Raw genomic sequence first — 19723 nt, 5'->3', positions numbered from 1 at the left:
ACTTCTGGAAAAGGTGTTTAAAGGGAATTCAGGAAGGCCAGCAACGCAGCGCGCTGTTCGACATTGAACGATAAGACCTGTCGCTGCGCCGCTTGTGCTTCGCCGCCATGCCACAGCACGGCTTCGAGCAGGTTGCGGGCCCGACCGTCATGCAGGAACTGGGTGTGGCCGTTGACGGTTTCGGTCAGGCCTATGCCCCACAGCGGCGGGGTTCGCCAGTCACGGCCGCTGGCCTTGAATTCGCTGCGGTTGTCCGCCAGGCCTTCGCCCATGTCGTGTAACAGCAGGTCGGTGTAAGGGCGGATGACCTGGTTCGCCAACTCTGGTTCGGCGGCGTTGGCGGCGGTGGTGTATTTCGGTGTGTGGCAGGACTGGCAACCGGCCTGGAAAAACAGATTCTTGCCCGTCAGCACCTGGGGTGAATTCACCTCGCGACGGGCCGGTACGGCGAGGTTGCGGCTATAGAACAGCACCAGTCGCAGGATGTTGTCGCTGACTTCCGGTTCGCCGTCCGGGCCATTACCGCTGGGGGCGCGCTGGCAATCGAGCTGGGTCTGGGTGCAGTCGTCAAAGGGCCGCAGGCTTGTTGTCAGGCCCATGTCACCGGAGAACGCGTGGACATTCTGTTGGTTGAGGTTGGGCTGCCCGGCCTTCCAGCCGAAGCGTCCCAGGACGGTTTTTTGCTGGGCATCGTCCCAGACCTGGTTGGGACGCCCGGCAATGCCATTTTTCTCCCGGGCCTGGGCCTCGGCGTTTGCCAGGATGGCTTCGTCAGGGATGGCTTCGAGCAGTCCCAGGCCGATCATCGGCGGGGCGACGCGGGCGGAAAATCGCGTGTCCGGGTGCATCGGCCCATAGGCCAGTTGGGTGATCTGCAGGTTCGGCTTGCGCAGTTCCACGACGGTACCGTCCTTGAAACGCACCGGGACCGATGTGTAATCAACCCGCACCTTGCCTTCGGGGGCGACGCCGGGCACGGACATGTCCTGCAACTGCCCTCCGTAAACCGGTTCCGGCACGACTCCCAATTGCTCGATGACCTTGGCGTAAGGCGGCGCGTCGGGAATCGACAGGCGCACCAGCATCGATACCGCAGTGCTCGCGTCCGGCGCGGGCGGGTGGCCGCGACCGTCCTTGATGTGGCAGTTCTGGCAGGCGTTGGTGTTGAACAAAGGCCCGAGGCCGTCGCGGGCGGTGGTGGTCGAGGGAGCGATCACCCAGGGGCTGCGGAAAAAACTGTTGCCGACGCTGAAATCCACGCGCCGTGAGGGCGGCAGGTTGGCCGAGGGCAGGGAAAAGGCGTTCTGATCCGTCTTGCGTACCGTCGCAGCGCCACCGGAACGGGCTTCACCCGGTTCGGCCTGGGTAAAACGCGGGGCATCATCGCAGGCGCTCAGGCCCAGGGCCATGAACAGCGCACATAAACGAAGAGGCAACGACGGCATCGGGCGTCCTGGGAGATGAGTGAAAACGAGGGCGCAAAGTCTAACAGGGCGGGGCAGTTTGAATAAGAGGAATTATCGTTTGGTTTGATGAGAGCTGCTTTGATCAGAGGGCCACTCAAGGATGGTCTGACCCATTGTGGCGAGGGGATTTAGCGAAACGTCGCACCGCCCCGTTGGGCTCTGTAGGAGCTGCCGAAGGCTGCGATCTTTTGATCTTTCGCTCGCGACTAAATTGTCTGGGACAAGATCGCAGCCTCGCTTCACTCGACAGCTCCTACGGTCAGCGGGGCGGTGCGACGTTTCGCTAAATCCCCTCGCCACAGGGTGTTGTCATCTTGCAATTGCGCAGGCTTAGAACTTGTAGCCCAACCCCACCATGTAGATCCATGGGTCCACATCGACGTTCACTTTGGCCCGGGTGCCGCTGGCCACGGCGTTGTTGTCCACATACGCGGTGGTGTCGATGTCGATGTAGCGGATCTGGCCGTTGATCATAATGTTGTCGGTCAACATGTAGTCAGCGCCCACTTGCCACGCCATGCCCCAACTGTTGCTCGCGCGGAAATTGCTGAAGCCGTTGGCGCTGGCTTCGCTGCCGACGTGTTCGTCGTAGATCCAGGTGTAGTTGATGCCGGCGCCGACATAAGGCTGGAACGTCGACTTGGCGTCGAGCGGGTAGTAGACCAGGCTCAGGGTCGGCGGCAGGTGCTTGAGGGTGCCGAGCTTGTTGTTGGCCGCGCCCAGGGCGGTGCCTTTGATTTTCACGTCGTGCTCGAACGGCGAGGCCGCCAGCAGTTCGATCCCCAGGTTGTTGGTGATCATGTAGGCGAAGTTCAAGCCCAGCTGCGTGTCGCTGCTCATGGTCGCCTTGCCGCCCAAGTCGGCGCCGGCCAGCGGGCCACGGTCGACCTTGACGCTGGAGCTGTCGGCATCCGGGTTGACGGTGATAGCACCGGCGCGAACGATGATGTCGCCGGCTGTGTGGGCTTGGGCGAGTGGGGCAGCGAGCGCGAGGGCAACGAGGGAAGCGCTGAGCAAGGACTTGTTCATGAGGGCTCCAAAGGGCATCGAAATTTGATGTCCCATGGTACGAAACCGTCTGCTCCGGTCTTTTGACACAGCTCAATGAGTCTGGGGGTGTTTAATTGACTCAGCTCAATGAAATGATGATGAGTCAATTTTGAGGGCCCTTTCGCGAGCAAGCCCGCTCCCACAGTTTGACCGCATTCCTTCTGAAGAAACTCGGTCTAATGTGGGAGCGGGCTTGCTCGCGAAAGCTATCTAACAGGCAACAAATAATAGCCAGGTTCACTCCGGCAGCTCATACACATAAATCTTCTCGGCCTCCATCTGATACCCGGCATCGGCCAGTTCACTGGTGGACGGCTTGACCTGCATCGGCCCTTCGACCCAGTACGGTTGGTACAACTCGTCGAGCTTGACCCCGACTTCACTTTTCACATGCACGATCTGGTTCGATGGCGGTGGCGGTACGTGGATGCAGGCGCCGAAATACGGCACCAGCAAGAAGTCCGTGGTGCGGCCTTCCTCGCTGACTTCCAGCGGCACGATGTAGCCCGGCAGGCGAATCTGCTGGCCGTCGAGGGTCTTGACCACCGGGGCGTTGGGCAGGTCCTGCTTGGCCGCTGGCGCGGACTCGGCGGCCAGGGCATCGCTCATCTTCGACAGGTCGTGCAGCGGCGTCATGTTCGGCACTTCCGGCGGCGCGTCCGGCGGGATCATTTCCGACCAGGCCAGGTCCCTCGGCTCGGCCGCCCACAGCGGCAGGGCGACCATCATCAACAGCGCAAGCAGGGCGCGGGGCATCTTCAAGGTCCTCATAGACGAATCGACAGGCCGTCGGCCAACGATTGGCGATAGGCGCGCCAGGCCGGCACGCTGCCCATCAGCAGGGCGGCAACCAGAATGCCAGCCAGCAGCGTCCATTCATATTCGCTCGGCCAGCTCAGCGGCAGGTACAAGCCGTAGGCCGACTGCACGTAACCCTGGGCGGCGGCGATGCCGATGTACAGTAACGCCAGCCCGGCGGTGACCCCGGCCAGCGCCAGGGCGAAGGCTTCGAGCACCAGCAGCGTTGCGATGTGCCACGGCCGCGCGCCCACCGAACGCAGGATCGCCATTTCCCGGCGGCGTTCGTTGAGGCTGGTGAGGATCGCCGTGAGCATGCCGATCAATCCGGTCAGGACCACGAACAGCGAGATCACGAACAAGGCTTTTTCCGCCGTGCCCATCAGGCTCCACAGTTCCTGCAACGCCACGCCGGGCAGGATCGCCAGCAGCGGTTCGCCACGGAACTCGTTGATCTCGCGCTGCAAGGCAAAGGTTGAAATCTTGCTGTTGAGGCCGAGCATGAAGGCGGTAATTGCTTGGGGCGTGAGGTCCATGTTGCGGGCCTGGTCGGCGCTGATGCGCCCATTGCCCTGGGCCGGTACACCGTTCTTCCAGTCGATGTGGATCGCCTCCATGCCGCCGAGGCTGATGTGCAGTGTGCGGTCCACCGGGGTGCCGGTGCGCTTGAGAATCCCGACCACGGTGAAGGGCTTGTCGTCGTGCTTGACCAGGCTGACCACTGCCACACCGTGGGCCAGCACCAGCTTGTCGCCGAGCTTGTAGTGCAGCGCCTCGGCCACTTCGGCACCGAGCACCACTTCGAACGGATCGCTGGCGAAAGCCCGGCCATCGCCCAGCGCCAGGTGTTGCTGGCGGCCGTACTGGTAATGCTCGAAGTAGGCCTCGGTGGTGCCCATCACCCGATAACCACGGTGGGAATCGCCGAGGGACATGGGGATCGCCCACTTCACTTTCGGGTTGCTGGCGAAGTGTTCGAAGCTGTCCCAGCGGATGTTGTTGGTAGCGTTGCCGATGCGAAACACCGAGTACAGCAGCAGGTTCACAGAACCTGAGCGGGCGCCGACGATCAGGTCGGTGCCGCTGATGGTGCTGGCGAAGCTGGCCCGCGCCTCGGTACGCACCCGCTCCACTGCCAGCAACAAACAAACAGAAAGGGCGATGGCAAACGCGGTGAGGATCGCGGTGAAGCGGCGGTTCGCCAGGCTGGCCATGGCTAGACGGAACAAATACATCTCAGACCTCGAGTGGCGTGGCGGCGCGATTGAGATCGGCCAGCGACAGGTTGCGGTCGAACAGCGGCGCCAGGCTCTGGTCGTGGCTGACGAACAACAGGCTCGACCCGGCTTCGCGGCATTCGGCGAACAACAGCCGCAGGAAGTTTTCCCGGGCGTCGTAGTCCAGGGCCGAAGTCGGTTCGTCGGCGATCACCAGTTCCGGTTGGCCGATCAGCGCCCGGGCGGCGGCGACCCGTTGTTGCTGGCCGATGGACAACGAGTCGGCGCGCCGCTCCAGCAGGTTCGGGGCGGTCAAGCCCAGGTGGGCCAGCAGGGTGGCGGCGGCTTGATCGACGCTGCCGTGGCGCTGAATGGCCCGTTGCGCGCGCAGCTTGGAAAAGTGACAGGGCAGTTCGACGTTCTCGCGCACCGAGAGAAACGGCAGCAGGTTGAATTGCTGGAAGATGTAGCCGGTGTGGTCCACACGAAAGCGGTCGCGACTGCCGGCGCCCAGTTCGGTGAGTTCCTGGCCGAGCAGGCGGATGCTGCCGCGATCCGGTGTCTGCACACCGCCGAGCAGCCCCAGCAAGGTGGTCTTGCCACTGCCGCTCGGGCCCTTGAGAAACAGCGTCTCACCGGCCTCCAGGCGAAACGCCGGGATATCCAGCAACGGCGGATGCCCGGGCCAACTGAAGCCCAGGTCGGAGAGTTCGATGAGTGCTTGGGTCATGTTTGCCGCTTCAAATAGTGGAACCTGTGGAACACCTGTGGGAGCTGAGCTTGCTCGCGATGAGGTCATTACATTCAACTTGGATGTTGACTGTCGGACCGCTATCGCGAGCAAGCTTTGCTCCCACCAGGCTTGCTCCCACATTGGGTGTTGCGGTGGATCAGAATTTCAGGGCTGGCGCTTTTGCCGTCACTTCCACACCTTGCTGGCCGCTCGGGCTGATCAGTTGTACCTGAATTTTCTGGGTGGCCGGGAAGGTTTTGAACAGGGTCGCCAGGTCCAGGTTCTTCAGTGCACCCGGGGCGGCGCAGGTGAACTGGTAATGGGCATGGATCTCACTGTGCTCGCCGTGGTGCTCTTCGCCATCTGCGTCTTCGTCATGGTCGTGATCGTGGTCCGGCTCATCGCCAAACAACGGGCTTTCCAGTTCCTGCTGGGCCACGGTGCACTTGGCGGCGGCCGGCAGGTTGAACAACGCCAGTGGCTTGTCCAACTGCGCGCGTACGGCGGCGACCTTGGCCTTGTCGGCGTCGCTGGTGGCGGCGTGTTCGAAGCCCACCAGGTTCATCGCCGGGCTTTCCAGTTCCAGCTCCAGGGTCTGGCCGTCCAGGGCCGCGTTCAATCGGCCGACGCCGTGTTCATGGGCGCTGAGGCTGCCATGCTCGTGGTCATGATCATGCTCGACCGCCGCGTGAGCGACAGCCAATGGCAGCAGGGCGAACGGCAAAGCGAGAAGCAGACGACGCATGACGAGTCTCCGAAAAGGTTATGTAATCTTATAACGAAAGTGCGGAGAGTTTGACCGTCTGCTTGGCGTCGCGCAAGGGCCATGGGAGCATGCGTACATGAAATATTCGGGAGCACGGTGATGTTGCGGGTACGCGGAACCGTCGGCGATTGGCCGGTGGACTTGTCGATCGAAATGGATGAGGGCGACTGGGCGCAGCTCGGCGCGCAGTTGCAAGTGGCCAAGTCCGAGAGCGCAGTGGCGCCTGCGGCCAAACCGGCGGCCAATCCAGTGAGTCAGGACGATGCCCAGTGGCAGATCGCCAAGGAACTGCTGCGCAAGGCCGGGCAGTTGAGCGGCCCGGACCTGCTGGAACAGCTCGAAGGCCTGACCGGCAGCGCCTCGGCGGGCAAGCGCCTGTTGGTGCGCTTGCGCCATAGCCCGGATGTAAAAGTGATCAGCGGCGGTGACACACCGCTCTACAGCTGGCACGAAACCGCGTAGGAGCGTGTAGGAGCTGACGAGCGAGGCGAGGCTGCGATCTTTTGATCTTTCGCTTGAGATTCAAGCGTCTGGGTAAAGATCGCAGCCTCGCTTCGCTCGACAGCTCCTACAGGGGAATCAATACAGCGCCGCGAATAGCTTGCGGCGATAGGTCGTCACCAGCGGATGATCGTTGCCCAGCAGTTCGAACACCTGCAGCAAGGTCTTGTGCGGCAGGCCTTCGCTGTAGCTGCGGTTACGCATGAACAGCTTGAGCAGTGCATCGAGGGCCGCTTCGTACTGCTGGCGCGCCAGTTGCTGGATCGCCAGTTGGTACACCGCTTCATCGTCTTGCGGGTCTTTCGCCAGGCGCGCCTTGAGGTCGGCGGCGTCCGGCAGGTGCTTGGCCAGGCCGAGGAACTGGATCTGCGCCTTGGCGCCGGCGAGGGCGGCCTTGTGTTCGTCGCTTTTCACCGCATTGAGCACGGTCTGCGCTTCGTCCAGTTCGCCGCGTTCGGTCAGGCAGCGGGCGTACAGGATCAGCGCCTTGGCGTTGGTGTTGTCCTCACCCAGCAACACCGTGAGCACAGCTTCAGCGTCGGCGAAACGACCGTCGTCGAACAGCGCCTGGGCCTGTTCGAATGGGTCAGCCGCAGCCGGAGGCGGCATCTGCACATGGGGTTCGAGCAGGGTTCGCACGGCCGATTCCGGCTGGGCACCGGCAAAGCCGTCGACGGGTTGGCCGTCCTTGAACAACACCACCGTTGGCAGGCTGCGAATGCCGAAACGGGCGACAATGTCTTGCTCGATGTCGCAGTTGACCTTGGCCAGCAGCAGTTCGCCTTGATAGCTCTCGGCAATGGTTTGCAGCATCGGCATCAGGGCTTTGCACGGCGCACACCACTCGGCCCAGAAATCCACCAGTACCGGTTTGTGGAAAGAGTTCGCGATCACCGACTGGTCGAAATCGGCGGTGGTGGCGTCGAAGATGTAGGGCGTTTCCTGAGTCATGGGCAATCTCGTAGAGCGCTTGAATGGGGCAACTATACGGCTTGGTGGGGGTGGCTGAAAGCCGGGGCTTGCGGCGCCTGATAGGCCGCTATCGCGAGCAGGCTCGCTCCCACAGTGTTTCGTGGCGCCGCACCTTCTGCGAGCTGAACAAAATCCCTTGTGGGAGCGAGCCTGCTCGCGAAAGCGGTGGGGCAGCCGGCATCTGAAGTGACTGAAACACCGCATCGCGAGCAGGCTCGCTCCCACAGGGTATTGCCCATGTACCGTATTGGTAGGCACAAAAAAACCGGGCCAGGCCCGGTTTTTTTGTGTGCGGTGTTGCTTAGAAATCGTAGGTCACGTCCAGCGAGGCCACGCGTTCCTGGCCGTAGTAGCAGCCGAACGAGTAGTTGCAGTTGGACACGTATTCGCGGTCGAAGACGTTCTGCACGTTCAGGCTGGTGGTGACGCCACGCAGGCTCGAGGTGGCCTTGCCCATGTCATAGCTGATGGTGGTGTCGAACACGGTGTAGGCTGGGACGTCGAACGAGTTGTCCGCGTCGCCAGGTTTACGCCCGGTATAGCGGACCCCCGCGCCAAAGGTCAGACCATTGAGCGATGCTTGGATGAAGTGGTAGTCAACCCATAAGGTGGCGGAGACAGGAGCCTGTTGTTCGCTGCGGTTGTCCTGGTAGCCCCACTGATCCTTGGTATAGAACGAATCGAGGTAGGTCGCGGCAGCCATCACATCAATATTGTTGATCGCGGATTTGACCTCCAGCTCAACGCCGCGGGAGCGGATCTCACCTGTCTGAGACTCGTACCCAGGGTTGTCCAAATCCTGAGTCTTCACGTTCTTCTGTTCGATCTGAAACACCGAGGCAGTGATCAGGGTTTTGTCGAACGGCTGGTACTTCACGCCCACTTCGTATTGCTCACCCTCGGTCGGCTTGAAGACATTGCTGTTAGCGTCCGTGCCCGTGGTCGGCAGGAAGGATTCCGAGTAGCTGATGTAGGGCGCCAGGCCGAAATCGGTGACATAGGTCAGGCCGATGCGGCCGGTGAACTTGTTATCGCGCAGCGAAGCGACATTGTCTGCCAGCAAATCCTTGTTATCCACTTCGGCCCAGTCCTGGCGGCCACCCACGGTCAGGATCCACTTGTCCAGCTTGATCTGGTCTTGCAGGTAGACGCCGGTCTGGCGAACGGTGTTGTCCCATTGGGTGTCCAGCGTCGGGGTCACGTCGCTGGTGTCGTAGTTGTTGTTATTGCCGTACAGGTCGATTGGCGCACCTGTGATGTTGTAACCCTTGTATTTACGGTTGAAATGGCGATAGTCCACGCCCGCCAGGGTGGTGTGCTCGAGGGCGCCGGTGTTGAATTTGTATTCCAGGTTGTTATCGACGGTGTAGGCGGTGTTGTGCTGCTGCCAGTCGAGTTTGTTGCGAGTGGCCTGGGTCTGGTCATTCCCAACGAAACCACGCAGGTAGAAGCCCCGATACTGGTCACGCACATCGGTGTAACGAGCCGTGGAGCGGAACGTCAGGTCATCGGTGAGGTTGTGGCTGAAGTCGTAGCCGAGAACGAACTGGTCACGCTTGTAGTCGTTCCACCGCGTGTCGCCGGAAAAAAAGTCCCGGTCGATCCGCTGGCCGTTGGGGCCGCGCTTCAGGGAGCCGATCATCGGCAGGGCTTGATAGTCCTCCAGGCCGTCATCGCGCTGGATCTGCGCCAGCACCGTCAACGAAGTGTCTTCGTTGGGTGCCCAGGTCAGGCTTGGCGCCAGCAGCATGCGTTCGCTGTGGGTGTGATCGACTTGTTGGTTGCCTTTTTTCGCCACGCCGATGACGCGGTAGCTGAATTCCTTTTGATCGTCGATTGGGCCGCTGGTGTCGAACGCGCCGTTGACCCGGTCGTAGCTGCCCGCGCCCAGTTTGATCTGGCTGCGCTGTTCAGTGGTCGGTCGCTTGGAGACCATGTTGATCAAGCCGCCGGGCTGGTTCTGTCCGTACAGCACCGATGAGGGGCCTTTGAGCACTTCGATGCGCTCCAGGGTATACGGATCGATTTGCGGCGCGCCGCCCAGGCTGCCGGCATAGGGCAGGTAGGCACCGTCGAGGTACAGCTGTGTCGGCGCGAACCCGCGGCTGGTGATTTCATCGGCGATGGTGTTGCGGTCGGTGAAGCCGCTGGTGTCCAGGCCCGGCGTGTAGCGCAAGGCCTGGGTCAGGTTGCGTGCGCCCTGGACGGCGATCTGGTCGGCGGTGACCACGTTGATGGTCTGCGGGATCTCCAGGATCGGTGTGTCGGTCTTGGTGCCGGTGGCGCTGCGGGTGGCGACGTAGCCGTCCACCGGGCCGTAGGCCGATTCCGCAGATTTACCGGTGATGGTGGTGGCGCCCAGTTCCAGCGAATCGCCCGCCGTCCTGGCGCGCACGCTGGCCGTGTTGCCCTGGATAGTGAACATGACGCCGGTCCCCACCAGCATCTGCGACAACGCTTGCGCCGGCGACAACCGGCCACTGACCGGCTGGCTGCGCAGGCCCTGGACATCATCGGCGCTGTAGAGCACTTGCATGTTCGTTTGATTGCTCAACGCCTGCAGGGCACTCGCCAGCGACTGCGCCGCAATGTTCAGATCGACTTCCTGTGCCTGGACCTGCGCGCTGAACGGCATGGCCAGTGCCAGGCTGAACGCGGTGGCGCTGAAGCCTGGTTGCAACAGGCGGCGCATGATCAGTGCCTTGGTAAAACGTGGAATCCCCGGAGTTGCTGGCATGTGTTTCACTCTTGCAGGTTTTAGTTTTAATAGGGTGTAGTTGTGATCAATTCTTAATTAGGACGCACCACCCCAGAAAAACCAGAATGAGAATCGTGATTATTTACGCGGGTTGCAGTTCGGTGATGACGCGGCCGGCTTCCATGCGCACCAATTGGTCGGCCACGTCGAAGTAACGGTCGTCGTGGGAAATCACGATGATGGTCTTGCCCAGGCGCTTGAGATCCGGCAGCAACTCCGTGTAGAAAATCCGCCGGAAGGTCGGGTCCTGGTCGGCGGCCCATTCGTCGAAGACCAGCACCGGACGCTCTTCCAGCCATGCATTGACCAGCGCCAGGCGCTTGCGCTGGCCGGTGGACAGGTCGGTGGTGGTGAAGGCGCCGTCGCGCACGCTGACCTTGTGGGCGATCTCCAGGCGTTGCAGGTATTGGTTGGCGTCGTCCGGGATATGGGTGTCGCCCTGGACGATGTCGTCGAACAGGTAGTAGTCGGCAAAAATCGTCGTGAACAACTGGCGATAGTCATCGCGGGTCACGGCCGTCACGGCGTGGTCGTTGAGACGGATTTCCCCTTGCTGCGGCGCGTAGAGGCCCAACAGCAGCTTGATCAGCGTGGTCTTGCCACAGCCGTTTTCACCGACGATGAACACGATGTCGCCCTGGTTGATCTTCAGGTTCACCGGCCCCAGGCGGAACGGCGTGGCGCCTTCCACCGCCGGGAAGCTGTAGGCCACATTGCTCAGTTCCAGCGTCTGCACCGGCGTTTTCGGCTGGCCCTGGTCGTTGAGTAGCAAGTGCGGTTCCGGGGATGAAAACTGTTCCGACAATTCGGCGATGCGGCGGAAGGCGATCTGCGCACGACTGACGATGGGCAGGGTGCCGATCAGGTGTTCCAGCGGGCCTTTCATGTACAGCAACACCAGCACGAAACCGCTCATCACCGCTTTGTCGGCGCTCGGCCACAGCGACTGCAGGGCCAGGGCCAGGCCGATCACCACGAAGAACAGCATCGAGCCGAAGGTCTTGGCGATCACGAAAATGTTCACCGAGCGGATCTGCGTGTCGCAGATCTTGTTGGCGGTGTGCTCGATGCCCGAGACGAACATGCGGTGCCGACGGGGGCGATGGATGCGCAGCTCCTTGGCGCCTTCGGCGATGGCGTTGTAGTGCTTCTGCAATTCGTCCTCGGAATCGCGAGCCTCCATGAAGCCCTTGATCCCACGACCGCGGGCGATGTACTGCACCACGGTGCCGATGATGATTGCCACGACCATCATCAGGAACATCGGCCACGACAGCATCGCCAGGTAACCCATGCAACCGAGGGTGACGGTCAGGGAAATGGCGAGCGGGGCGAAGGCGAAGGCGAAGTCGCTGATGGTGTCGACGTCGTGGGTCAGCACCGGGATCAGGCGATGGCTGCGGTAGCGTTCGATCTGCTGGATGGGCGCCGACAGGACTTTTTCCCCCAGCTCCTTGCGCAGCTTGGCGATGATCTTCTGGCCGACGTAGTTGGTGCCGATGTCGGAACAGATGGAACTGACCAGGGCCAGCAGGCACAACCCGGCGAACACCCCCACCACGGTGTGGCTCAGCCCGCTTTCGGCATGCAGCACCTTGTTGATGGTCGCCAGCAGCACGGTCACGCTGAGGCCACCGACCATGCCCAGCAGGATGGCGCCGATGACAATCAGCCGGAAGGGTTTGAGCAGGGTGAACAATTCATTGATCACCCCGCGTTTTGGTTGGCTCATGGAGGTTTCCTGCTAGATGAAAAGGGCGAACGCCATCGCGGGGCATTCACCGCATGGGCTGGAGGACGGCGGCACGCCGGGTTGGAGCGCGCCCACCTGTAGAACGATTGGATGGGAAGAGGATTTAGCGAGGAGCTGCCTGACACACATTATTGTGGCGAGGGAGCTTGCTCCCGCTCGGTTGCGCAGCGACCGCAAAATCTTGGGGCCGCTTCGCCCGAAGCGTCGGACCGGCCCAGCGGGAGCAAGCTCCCTCGCCACCGTTGTGTTCGCAACCCTGGTATTGGCTGTGTTCATGGAATCCAGGATTAAAAAGGCCGGCGCCTAACAGAGCCGGCCTTTTTTTATCTTTTTCGCGAATGATAAGTAAAGTCATTCCGGTTTTGGCAGACGCTGCGTCTTACTTAGGTATGTGGGCAAATCGGGTCGGCCACGCACTGACACATTGCCCTGAGGCAATCGACCGTTCGGGTTCACAGGTGCTGGCGAGCGGCGGGCCCTTAGGCCCCATGGACTTTTACTTCGACCAATAATAGAGAGCACGATGTCATCCATTCATGAGTTGAAACCTCTCTTCAAGGCACTCGTCATGTCCCGCGGCCTGCGTTCGCGGCGGGGGTTGGCCGGTCTGGGGTTGGTCTGCGTACTGCCCCTCAGCGCTCAGGTGATGGCAGAAGACGTCAGCATCAACATTCCTGCGCAACCGCTGCCGCAGGCACTGCAAGCGTTCGGTCAGCAGACCAACCAGCAAGTGATCTACAACGCTGGCGACATGGCCGGGCTGAAAAGCACCCGCGTCAGCGGCACAATGAGCCCGCAGGCGGCCATCGCCGAATTGCTCAAGGGCACAGGCGTGGGCTACAGCCTCGAGGGCAATACCCTGATGCTGATGCGCGGCCCTGCCACGGGAGGCCTTGAGCTGGGTGCGACCACCATCAGTGCAGCGTCGGTGGACGCGACCACCGAAGGCAGCAACTCATACACCAGTAACGCCGTGACCATTGGCAAGGGGACTCACACCCTCAAGGAAATTCCCCAGTCGATCACCGTGATGACGCGCAAGCAGATGGATGACCAGAACCTGGTCAGCCTCAAGGACGCCGTCAACCAGACCACCGGCATCGTCGGCCTGCAGGGCGTCGGCCAAGGCATGATCCTGTCGTCACGCGGTTTCCAGATCGACGATTGGCAATACGATGGTGTGCCGATCCTGCGTAACAACTATTCGCTGGGCAACTGGGCGACCCAGGACCTGATCTTCTTCGACCGCCTGGAAATCATGCGCGGCGCGGCCGGCCTGCTGCAAGGCACTGGCAGCCCCGGTGGCGCCGTCAACCTGGTGCGCAAGCGTGGCCAGCATGCACCGACCGTTACCCTGACCGGCAAGGCCGGTTCCTGGGATCACTACGGTCTGCAATTGGACGCTGGCGGCCCACTGAACCAGGCCGGCAACATCCGCGGCCGCGTCGTCATCGATGAAGACCAGAGCAACTCGTTTGTCGACTATGCGTGGAACAAGACCCACTCGCTGTACGGTGCGTTGGACGTCGACCTGAGCGAAGACACCACCCTGGGTTTCGCGGTCAGCCAATCGAATGGCGAATCGCGCGGCAACATCCGTGGCCTGCCACGCTACGCCAACGGTTCGATGCCGGACGTGTCGCGTTCGACCTACACGGGTGCGCGCTGGAACCGTTCGGAAATCGATGTCACCACCTACTACACCGACCTGGAGCATCGGTTCAACGAGGACTGGGCGTTCAAGGTGGGTGCCGTGTACATGACCGAAGACAACCAGGCGAAAAACCAGCGAGTGCAAAGGGGGGGTGGTCTCTTGCCTGATGGCAGTGGCGTGCAATATGCCGACTTCGTGACTGATTTCCAGTCCACGAAGTCTGGTCTGGACATGAACCTGACCGGCAAGTTCGAAGCCTTGTCGATGGAGCAGGAAGTCATGCTCGGCGGCAACTTCTCGCAGTTGGAGACGGATGATAAATTCGCCCGTACATTCAACGCCACCAGCGACTCCATCTTCGACCTGAACAATGACCGGCCGGACATCAGCTACGAGAGTCTGATCGCTGCGGGCGGGCGGGGCACCCTCAGCAAATACGATATCCGCCAGAAGGGTGTGTATGGCACCTGGCGCGTGAAGCCTATCGATGATCTGACGCTGGTGCTGGGTTCCCGGGTCAGCTGGTATGACTTCAGCTACAAATCGAGAACCGAAGACTCAGCCGGTATTACCCCATACACGGCAAGCACCGGAACTGAAACCGGAGTGGTCACGCCCTACGGCGGTATCATCTATGACCTGAGCCGTGAGTGGGCGGTGTACGCCAGCTACACTGATGTGTTCCAGCCCCAGACCGAGGTCGATACCAGCGGTTCGGTGCTCAAGCCCATCGTTGGCACCAACTACGAAGTCGGCCTCAAGGGTGAGCTGATGGACGGTCGGGTCAATACCTCCCTGGCCATCTTCCGTTACGATCACGAGAACCGTGCTATCGAAGACACCGCCGGAGGGATGGTATGTGAGGGCGGGTACTGCTCGGCAGCCTCGGGGAAAGTGCGCAGTCAAGGTTTCGATGCCGAAATCAGTGGTGAAGTGGTAGACAATCTGCAGTTGTTCGCGGGCTACACCTACAACACCACCAAGTACCTGGAGGAGCCGGGGAAGGAAGGTGTTGTCTTCAGTAGCTGGACGCCGAAACACATGCTGCGGGTGTGGGGTAACTACCAACTGACCGGCGATTGGAGCCGCGTCAGCGCTGGCCTGGGCTTTACCACCCAAAGCCACACACTGGTTTACCAAGAAAAGACCGACATACCGGGTTATACCGTGTGGAATGCTCGTATTGGCTACCAGCTGACGCCGGAAATTGCTTTGGCGCTCAATGCCAACAACCTGTTTGACAAGACGTACATAACGTCCGCTTACAACCAGCTCGATGGCAACAATAACTTCGGTGATCCGCGGAACTTGATGTTCTCGGTGAAGTACACCCCGGAGTTCTGATTCTTGCGGGAATGAAAGAGACCCGCCTTGTGGGTAGTGTTGGTCACTCAAAAACGGTGCTTCTTCAGAAATGGGACGCGCCGTTTTTTTTGGGTTTTTTTGGGATGGGGGGGGGGTGTATATCCGTTGCTGCGGTAACGGCGGCTTATGGTTTCGCCCTTACGGCGAGTCACTTTCGAAAAGCGCGAAAGTAACCAAAGCGCTTCTGCCCCACCACTTGGTGCCTCGCTTAGGCTCGGCATGCCCTCACTCCGGCATTGCTCCGTGGGCCGCCGCGAAGGGCCATCCATGGCCCAGCGCGGCTACCTCGGCATCCATGCCGAGGTGCCCACTGCGCAATGCCTGCGTTCGGCCAGCGTGGTTAACGGGGCGCCCGAGATCAACGTCCGAAACGAGGCGGCCTGATAGCCGACCTGGTTCTTAGTGGTATCGCGTTTTTTCTGTGGGAGCGGGCTTGCTCGCGAAGGCGGCGTTACAGTCAATGAAGAGGGTGGATGTGCCTGCCTCTTCGCGAGCAAGCTCCACCACAGAAGGACTCCGGGTGCACACGGATATTGTGGCTGCTGGAGATCCAATGTGGGAGCGAGCCTGCTCGCGAAGGCGCGGTTACAGTCAACGACGATGTTGGATGTGCTGGCCTCATCGCGAGCAAGCTCGCTCCCAGAGAAGGACTCCGGGTGCACACGGATATTGTGGCTGCTGGAGATCCAATGTGGGAGCGAGCCTGCTCGCGAAGGCGCGGTTACAGTCGATGAAGATGTTGGATGTGCCGGCCTCATCGCGAGCAAGCTCGCACAGAAGGACTCCGGGTGTACACGGAGTTTGTGGCTGCTGAAGATCCAATGTGGGAGCGGGCTTGCTCGCGAAGGCGGGGTTACAGTCGATGAAGAGGGTGGATGTGCCGGCCTCTTCGCGAGCAAGCTTTGCTCTCACAGGGGGCGCCTACATATCCCGCGCCACCCGAAAACCGATCCAGTCGCCGCGGTCGCCTGGCACCAGTGCGTTGCGGTTGCCGGAGCGGGAGAACACTGGCGCCTCGCCCCAGTCGTTGCCGCGGATGCGTTTGAATTCGCACTTGCCGGTCAGCCAGGCGCTGCCGTCGCTCGGGGCGCCCACGTAGTTTTCGTTGTAGCAATCGGCGGTCCATTCGTAGATGTTGCCGTGCATGTCATACACGCCGAAGGCGTTGGGTGCGAAGCTGCCGGCCGGGGCGGTGAAGTTGTAGCCGTCGGCCGCGCCGTAGGTGTTGGCGTGCTGGGCGATGCTGTATTCCTTGCCCTCGTCGAACGGGAAGGGGAACGGCCCGGTGCTGCCGCCGCGTGCTGCGTACTCGCGCAGGGATTCGCTGACCAATCGGTATTGCTTGCCGGTCTTTTTCGACAACCACGCCACGTAGGCATTGGCCTCGGCGAAGTCCATGCACACCGCCGGGTGCCGGTCGGTGTATTGCTTGCGTGGGTCGCTGCCCTGGTAGTCGGGGATGCCGGCCTTGCAGGCCCGGCCGGGGCGCTCATCGCCGTCGGGCATTGTGTAGCCGGTGTCGCGCAGGTAGGCGAACCATTCGCCCTTGAGCACCTGGAAGCGACTGATCGCCAGCGGTTTGGCGAACGTCACCGGGTGCATCGGGCCTTCGTCGGGCTCGCGGCCTACTTCGTCTTCCGGGGTGCCCATCTGGAAGGTACCGGTGGGTAGCACGACCATTTCCGGGCAGTCCTTGCAGTCGCGAAAGACCTGGCCCGCTTGAGACGCCTGGGCGCCGGAGGGCAGCAGGGCGGCGACGGCCAGTGCCGGGAATAGCTTCAACAAAAAACTGTTCATCCATCTCTCTCGATAAGTCAGGTTCAGAGTGTCTTGCCCAGCAAGCCCATGAAGCGATCGATCTCGGCTTCGGTGTTGAGCAGCCCCGGCGCGGTGCGGACCACCGGCCCCGCATCGCGATGCACGGCATCGGCGATCACGCGGTTCTTCATCAGGTAAGCGGCGACCTCGTCGCTGTCGCGGTCCTTGACCCGGAAGAAGGTGAAACCGGCGGACAGGTCTGGGCTCAGCGGGGTGACCAGTTCGATCTGCGGCTGTGCCAGCAGCTGTTTTTTCAAATAGCTATTGAGGGCATGGATGCGCGCCTGCACCTCGGCCTTGCCCAATTGCAGGTGCAACTTGAACGCCTCGTCCGCCGCCCAGCGATGCTCGAAAGCGTGATAACCGCCTGGGGTCATGGTGGTGGAAAACGCCGTGGCTTCGGAGAAGGTCGGGATGATTGGCGTGACGTACTTGAGCTCTTCGCTGCGGCTGCACACCAGGCCCGTGCCGCGTGGGCCGAACATCCACTTGTGGGTGCCGGCGATGAAAAAGTCGCAATTCATGGCGGGGAAGCTGAGGTCTTCGACGCCGAAACCGTGCACGCCGTCCACCACATAAATGATCCGCTGCTCATCGCTGCGTCCCTGGTTGTGCTTGTCCACCAGGGCGCCGATCTTGTCGATCGGCAGCTTCACGCCGCTGCCCGAGTGCACCCAGGTCATGCCCAGCACCCGGGTTTCGGGGCGGATGTTGCGGTCGATGGCCGTGAGGATCTGTTCATGGCTGGCGTCGTGGGCGTTGTCGAACAGCTTGATCTTGCGCACCCGTGTTTCCGTCCGTTGGGTGCGCAGGTCGAGAATGGTGTGGGTGGCGTAGTGTTCGTGGACGGTGGTGAGGATTTCCTGGTCGGCCGCGACATGGGCGCCGCCGTAAATCATCGACAGGCCTTCGGTGGTGCTGCCGGTGAGGGCGATCTGCTTCGGGCTCGCTTGCAGGTAACGGCCGGCCCAGGTGCGGACGTTTTCCTCGCGTTCTTCGGTGACACCCAGGTCCCAGTCCATCAACAGCCCCGGGTTTTTATCCAGGGCGGCGCGGTGCCGGTCGATGGCCTCGCGCACCGGGCGCGGGTGGGTGGTGACCAGGAAATTGGAGAAGTGCAGATAGTCCGGGTCCTGGTTGAACAGCGAGCGCAACTGTACCCATTTGTCCTTGGACAGCGGTGGCAGTGGATCGGCGCTGGCCGTGACGGGCAGGCTGGCAGCGAGCGGCAGGCCGGCGGCGAGGATCCCGGCCTGCTTCAGGAAGGTGCGACGCTCGTTCATGGCTGGACGGCCTTTTGGGTCGAGGCGAGGGCGGGGCGGGCGGCTTTCTGGACCTGGTCCCAGACCCGCAGGAAATTGCCGCCCCACAGTTTGGCGATGTCGGCTTCGGAGTAGCCGCGGGTCAGCAGTTCGGCGGTGACGTTGCGGATGTCGCCGACGTTCTCCCAGCCTTCCACACCGCCGCCTTCGTTGAAGTCCGAGCTGATGCCGACGTGGTCGATGCCGATCTTGCGCACGGTGTAGTCGATGGCATCGCCCAGGTCCTTGAGGCTGGCCTTGGGCTCTTCTTCGAGGATGCCGTAGAGCTGGCCGGCGTATTCGCCGAATTTCTGTTCCGGCCAGGCGGCGATGATCGGGTCGCCGGGCATCAGCGCCATCGCCAGGTTGGGCAGCGGCGGCAGGTCGAAGCGTTCGCGCAGGGCGTTGAGCTTGTCCTGGGTCTTTTGCGTCAGCGGCCGCAGGTATTGGGAGAAACCGACGACCTGCACCACGCCGCCGCTGGCCTTGATCAGTTGCATTTCCTTGTCGCTGAGGTTGCGTGGAATGTCGACCATCGCCCGTGGCGCCGAATGGGAGGCCACCAGCGGCGTGCGGCTCAGTTGCGCGACTTGTTCCAGGGCCTGGGTCGACATCTGCGACACGTCGATGATCACGCCTAGGTCGTTCAGGCGCGTCACCGCTTGCTTGCCGATGTCCGACAGGCCGCCGAGGGCGTCGGGCGAGTCGTTGAAGAACGGCAGCGGGCGCGAGGAGTCGGCCCAGTCGTTGTTGCCGATGTAGCTGAAGCCGAACATGCGCATGCCTCGCGCGGTCCACAGATCCAGCAGGCTCAGGTCGTGGCCGAGGGGATAGGCGTTGAGCATGCTGATGAAGATCGCGAACTTGCCTTCGCCGTGCAGGCGGCGGAAATCATCCGGGGTGTAGGCGATGGCGACCTGGTTGGGGAAGTCGCGGACCAGGCCGGTGATGATCTTGTAGCGCACTTCCTGCTGGTTGCGCGCTTCCTCGACGAAGCCGGCGGTGGGCTTGTGCGGCGCGTTGGGGCCGTTCCACAACTCCGGCCAGCCAAACACCGTCAGGGCCGCGCCGGACAACTGCCCGCGGTTGGCTTTCACCAGGTCGAACTGGCCGCTGCCGTCCTTGTCGGCTTCATTGCCCGCGGTGCCGAAATCCAGCGGTACGGTGATGTGGCTGTCGAAGGACAGCAGGCGTTCGTGCAGCTCCCTGGCTTCGTTCATGACTTTGACCGGGTAGCCGGGATTGTCCCGCCACCAGTGATCCCAAGCCGCGACGCCAGCACCGACGGCCAACGCCAGGGCCAGGGGCAGGCCGATGAAAAGAGCCTTTTTCGAACGAGGTGTTGTCATTGCCGATCTCAGTCAGGTTCGCCTTGGAAGGACAGGCACGGGGGCCTTTGCTATCTGGGGAGAACGAGTGATCGGCGGGGAAATTTAGGTGTTCTCGAGGCCGCCATCGCGAGCAAGCTTTGCTCCCACAGTGCAACTGCAATGGGCTCCACCTGTGGGAGCAAAGCTTGCTTGAAACCAACCCATTTCTTGCGAATGTATTCAGATCCCCTGTGGGAGCAA

At 61.7% G+C, this 19723-nt stretch carries 15 protein-coding genes; 3 read left to right on the top strand and 12 right to left on the bottom strand.

Annotation, left to right across the window (positions count from 1 at the left end; genetic code table 11):
• Positions 1-17 precede the first annotated feature (17 nt).
• The 6 genes from CFII68_RS02985 to CFII68_RS03010 form a co-directional block, all read right to left on the bottom strand.
• Positions 18-1445: a di-heme oxidoredictase family protein gene (locus tag CFII68_RS02985; RefSeq protein ID WP_018613097.1), complete on the bottom strand. Its 1428-nt coding sequence runs from the start codon at positions 1443-1445 to the stop codon at positions 18-20.
• 351 nt (positions 1446-1796) lie between these two features.
• The gene (locus CFII68_RS02990; protein ID WP_018613095.1) at positions 1797-2495 is read right to left on the bottom strand and encodes an OmpW family protein; all 699 of its coding nucleotides are present in this window, start codon (positions 2493-2495) and stop codon (positions 1797-1799) included.
• 258 nt (positions 2496-2753) lie between these two features.
• On the bottom strand, positions 2754-3272 hold the full coding sequence (locus CFII68_RS02995) for a DUF3299 domain-containing protein (protein ID WP_018613093.1): 519 nt from the start codon (positions 3270-3272) through the stop codon (positions 2754-2756).
• Positions 3273-3283: 11 nt separating this feature from the next.
• The gene (locus CFII68_RS03000; RefSeq protein ID WP_018613090.1) at positions 3284-4549 is read right to left on the bottom strand and encodes an ABC transporter permease; all 1266 of its coding nucleotides are present in this window, start codon (positions 4547-4549) and stop codon (positions 3284-3286) included.
• A gap of 1 nt (position 4550) precedes the next feature.
• Positions 4551-5261: an ABC transporter ATP-binding protein gene (locus CFII68_RS03005; RefSeq protein WP_018613088.1), complete on the bottom strand. Its 711-nt coding sequence runs from the start codon at positions 5259-5261 to the stop codon at positions 4551-4553.
• A gap of 160 nt (positions 5262-5421) precedes the next feature.
• Complete coding sequence (locus CFII68_RS03010) at positions 5422-6009, bottom strand: DUF2796 domain-containing protein (RefSeq protein ID WP_018613086.1); 588 nt, start codon at positions 6007-6009, stop codon at positions 5422-5424.
• 120 nt (positions 6010-6129) lie between these two features.
• On the opposite strand from CFII68_RS03010, the gene CFII68_RS03015 reads away from it, so the two are divergent.
• Complete coding sequence (locus CFII68_RS03015; protein WP_018613085.1) at positions 6130-6492, top strand: hypothetical protein; 363 nt, start codon at positions 6130-6132, stop codon at positions 6490-6492.
• A 117-nt stretch (positions 6493-6609) separates the two neighbouring features.
• Here the strand turns inward: CFII68_RS03015 and trxA are convergent, their stop codons facing one another.
• The 3 genes from trxA to CFII68_RS03030 all read right to left on the bottom strand — a co-directional run bounded on the left by trxA (position 6610) and on the right by CFII68_RS03030 (position 11993).
• Complete coding sequence (gene trxA / locus CFII68_RS03020; RefSeq protein WP_018613082.1) at positions 6610-7482, bottom strand: thioredoxin; 873 nt, start codon at positions 7480-7482, stop codon at positions 6610-6612.
• Between the two features lie 322 nt (positions 7483-7804).
• Positions 7805-10240, bottom strand: a complete 2436-nt coding sequence (locus CFII68_RS03025) for a TonB-dependent siderophore receptor (RefSeq protein WP_018613081.1) — start codon at positions 10238-10240, stop codon at positions 7805-7807.
• 103 nt (positions 10241-10343) lie between these two features.
• Positions 10344-11993 carry a cyclic peptide export ABC transporter gene (locus CFII68_RS03030; protein ID WP_018613079.1) on the bottom strand — a complete coding sequence of 550 codons (1650 nt, stop codon included), beginning with the start codon at positions 11991-11993 and terminating at the stop codon, positions 10344-10346.
• Positions 11994-12537: 544 nt separating this feature from the next.
• Here CFII68_RS03030 and CFII68_RS03040 point away from each other — a divergent pair.
• Positions 12538-15012, top strand: coding sequence for a TonB-dependent receptor (locus tag CFII68_RS03040; RefSeq protein ID WP_018613074.1), 2475 nt, complete (start codon positions 12538-12540; stop codon positions 15010-15012).
• Positions 15013-15252: 240 nt separating this feature from the next.
• The gene (locus CFII68_RS27600; protein WP_156886112.1) at positions 15253-15417 is read left to right on the top strand and encodes a hypothetical protein; all 165 of its coding nucleotides are present in this window, start codon (positions 15253-15255) and stop codon (positions 15415-15417) included.
• Positions 15418-15954: 537 nt separating this feature from the next.
• Here the strand turns inward: CFII68_RS27600 and CFII68_RS03050 are convergent.
• From CFII68_RS03050 to pvdM, 3 genes are read right to left on the bottom strand one after another with little or no spacing between them, the layout of a single operon-like run.
• Positions 15955-16830, bottom strand: a complete 876-nt coding sequence (locus CFII68_RS03050) for a formylglycine-generating enzyme family protein (RefSeq protein ID WP_018613070.1) — start codon at positions 16828-16830, stop codon at positions 15955-15957.
• 23 nt (positions 16831-16853) lie between these two features.
• On the bottom strand, positions 16854-18134 hold the full coding sequence (locus tag CFII68_RS03055; protein ID WP_018613068.1) for an aminotransferase class V-fold PLP-dependent enzyme: 1281 nt from the start codon (positions 18132-18134) through the stop codon (positions 16854-16856).
• Complete coding sequence (pvdM, locus tag CFII68_RS03060; protein ID WP_018613065.1) at positions 18131-19501, bottom strand: pyoverdine-tailoring dipeptidase-like protein PvdM; 1371 nt, start codon at positions 19499-19501, stop codon at positions 18131-18133. Before pvdM ends, CFII68_RS03055 begins: the two co-directional genes overlap by 4 nt.
• Between the last annotated feature and the right edge of the window lie 222 nt (positions 19502-19723).

Source organism: Pseudomonas sp. CFII68 (assembly GCF_000416195.1).
Lineage (GTDB): Bacteria > Pseudomonadota > Gammaproteobacteria > Pseudomonadales > Pseudomonadaceae > Aquipseudomonas > Aquipseudomonas kilonensis.
This window is presented reverse-complemented; position numbering and strand designations above follow the sequence as displayed.

What these genes read in the sequence shown, in the direction of transcription:
- CFII68_RS03010 (WP_018613086.1), bottom strand. Translation starts at nt 6,009, where the DNA reads ATGCGTCGTCTGCTTCTCGCTTTGCCGTTCGCCCTGCTGCCATTGGCT.
- trxA (WP_018613082.1), bottom strand. Translation starts at nt 7,482, where the DNA reads ATGACTCAGGAAACGCCCTACATCTTCGACGCCACCACCGCCGATTTC.
- CFII68_RS03040 (WP_018613074.1), top strand. Translation starts at nt 12,538, where the DNA reads ATGTCATCCATTCATGAGTTGAAACCTCTCTTCAAGGCACTCGTCATG.
- CFII68_RS27600 (WP_156886112.1), top strand. Translation starts at nt 15,253, where the DNA reads ATGCCCTCACTCCGGCATTGCTCCGTGGGCCGCCGCGAAGGGCCATCC.
- CFII68_RS03030 (WP_018613079.1), bottom strand. Translation starts at nt 11,993, where the DNA reads ATGAGCCAACCAAAACGCGGGGTGATCAATGAATTGTTCACCCTGCTC.
- CFII68_RS02985 (WP_018613097.1), bottom strand. Translation starts at nt 1,445, where the DNA reads ATGCCGTCGTTGCCTCTTCGTTTATGTGCGCTGTTCATGGCCCTGGGC.
- pvdM (WP_018613065.1), bottom strand. Translation starts at nt 19,501, where the DNA reads ATGACAACACCTCGTTCGAAAAAGGCTCTTTTCATCGGCCTGCCCCTG.
- CFII68_RS03055 (WP_018613068.1), bottom strand. Translation starts at nt 18,134, where the DNA reads ATGAACGAGCGTCGCACCTTCCTGAAGCAGGCCGGGATCCTCGCCGCC.
- CFII68_RS02990 (WP_018613095.1), bottom strand. Translation starts at nt 2,495, where the DNA reads ATGAACAAGTCCTTGCTCAGCGCTTCCCTCGTTGCCCTCGCGCTCGCT.
- CFII68_RS02995 (WP_018613093.1), bottom strand. Translation starts at nt 3,272, where the DNA reads ATGCCCCGCGCCCTGCTTGCGCTGTTGATGATGGTCGCCCTGCCGCTG.
- CFII68_RS03050 (WP_018613070.1), bottom strand. Translation starts at nt 16,830, where the DNA reads ATGAACAGTTTTTTGTTGAAGCTATTCCCGGCACTGGCCGTCGCCGCC.
- CFII68_RS03015 (WP_018613085.1), top strand. Translation starts at nt 6,130, where the DNA reads ATGTTGCGGGTACGCGGAACCGTCGGCGATTGGCCGGTGGACTTGTCG.
- CFII68_RS03000 (WP_018613090.1), bottom strand. Translation starts at nt 4,549, where the DNA reads ATGTATTTGTTCCGTCTAGCCATGGCCAGCCTGGCGAACCGCCGCTTC.
- CFII68_RS03025 (WP_018613081.1), bottom strand. Translation starts at nt 10,240, where the DNA reads ATGCCAGCAACTCCGGGGATTCCACGTTTTACCAAGGCACTGATCATG.
- CFII68_RS03005 (WP_018613088.1), bottom strand. Translation starts at nt 5,261, where the DNA reads ATGACCCAAGCACTCATCGAACTCTCCGACCTGGGCTTCAGTTGGCCC.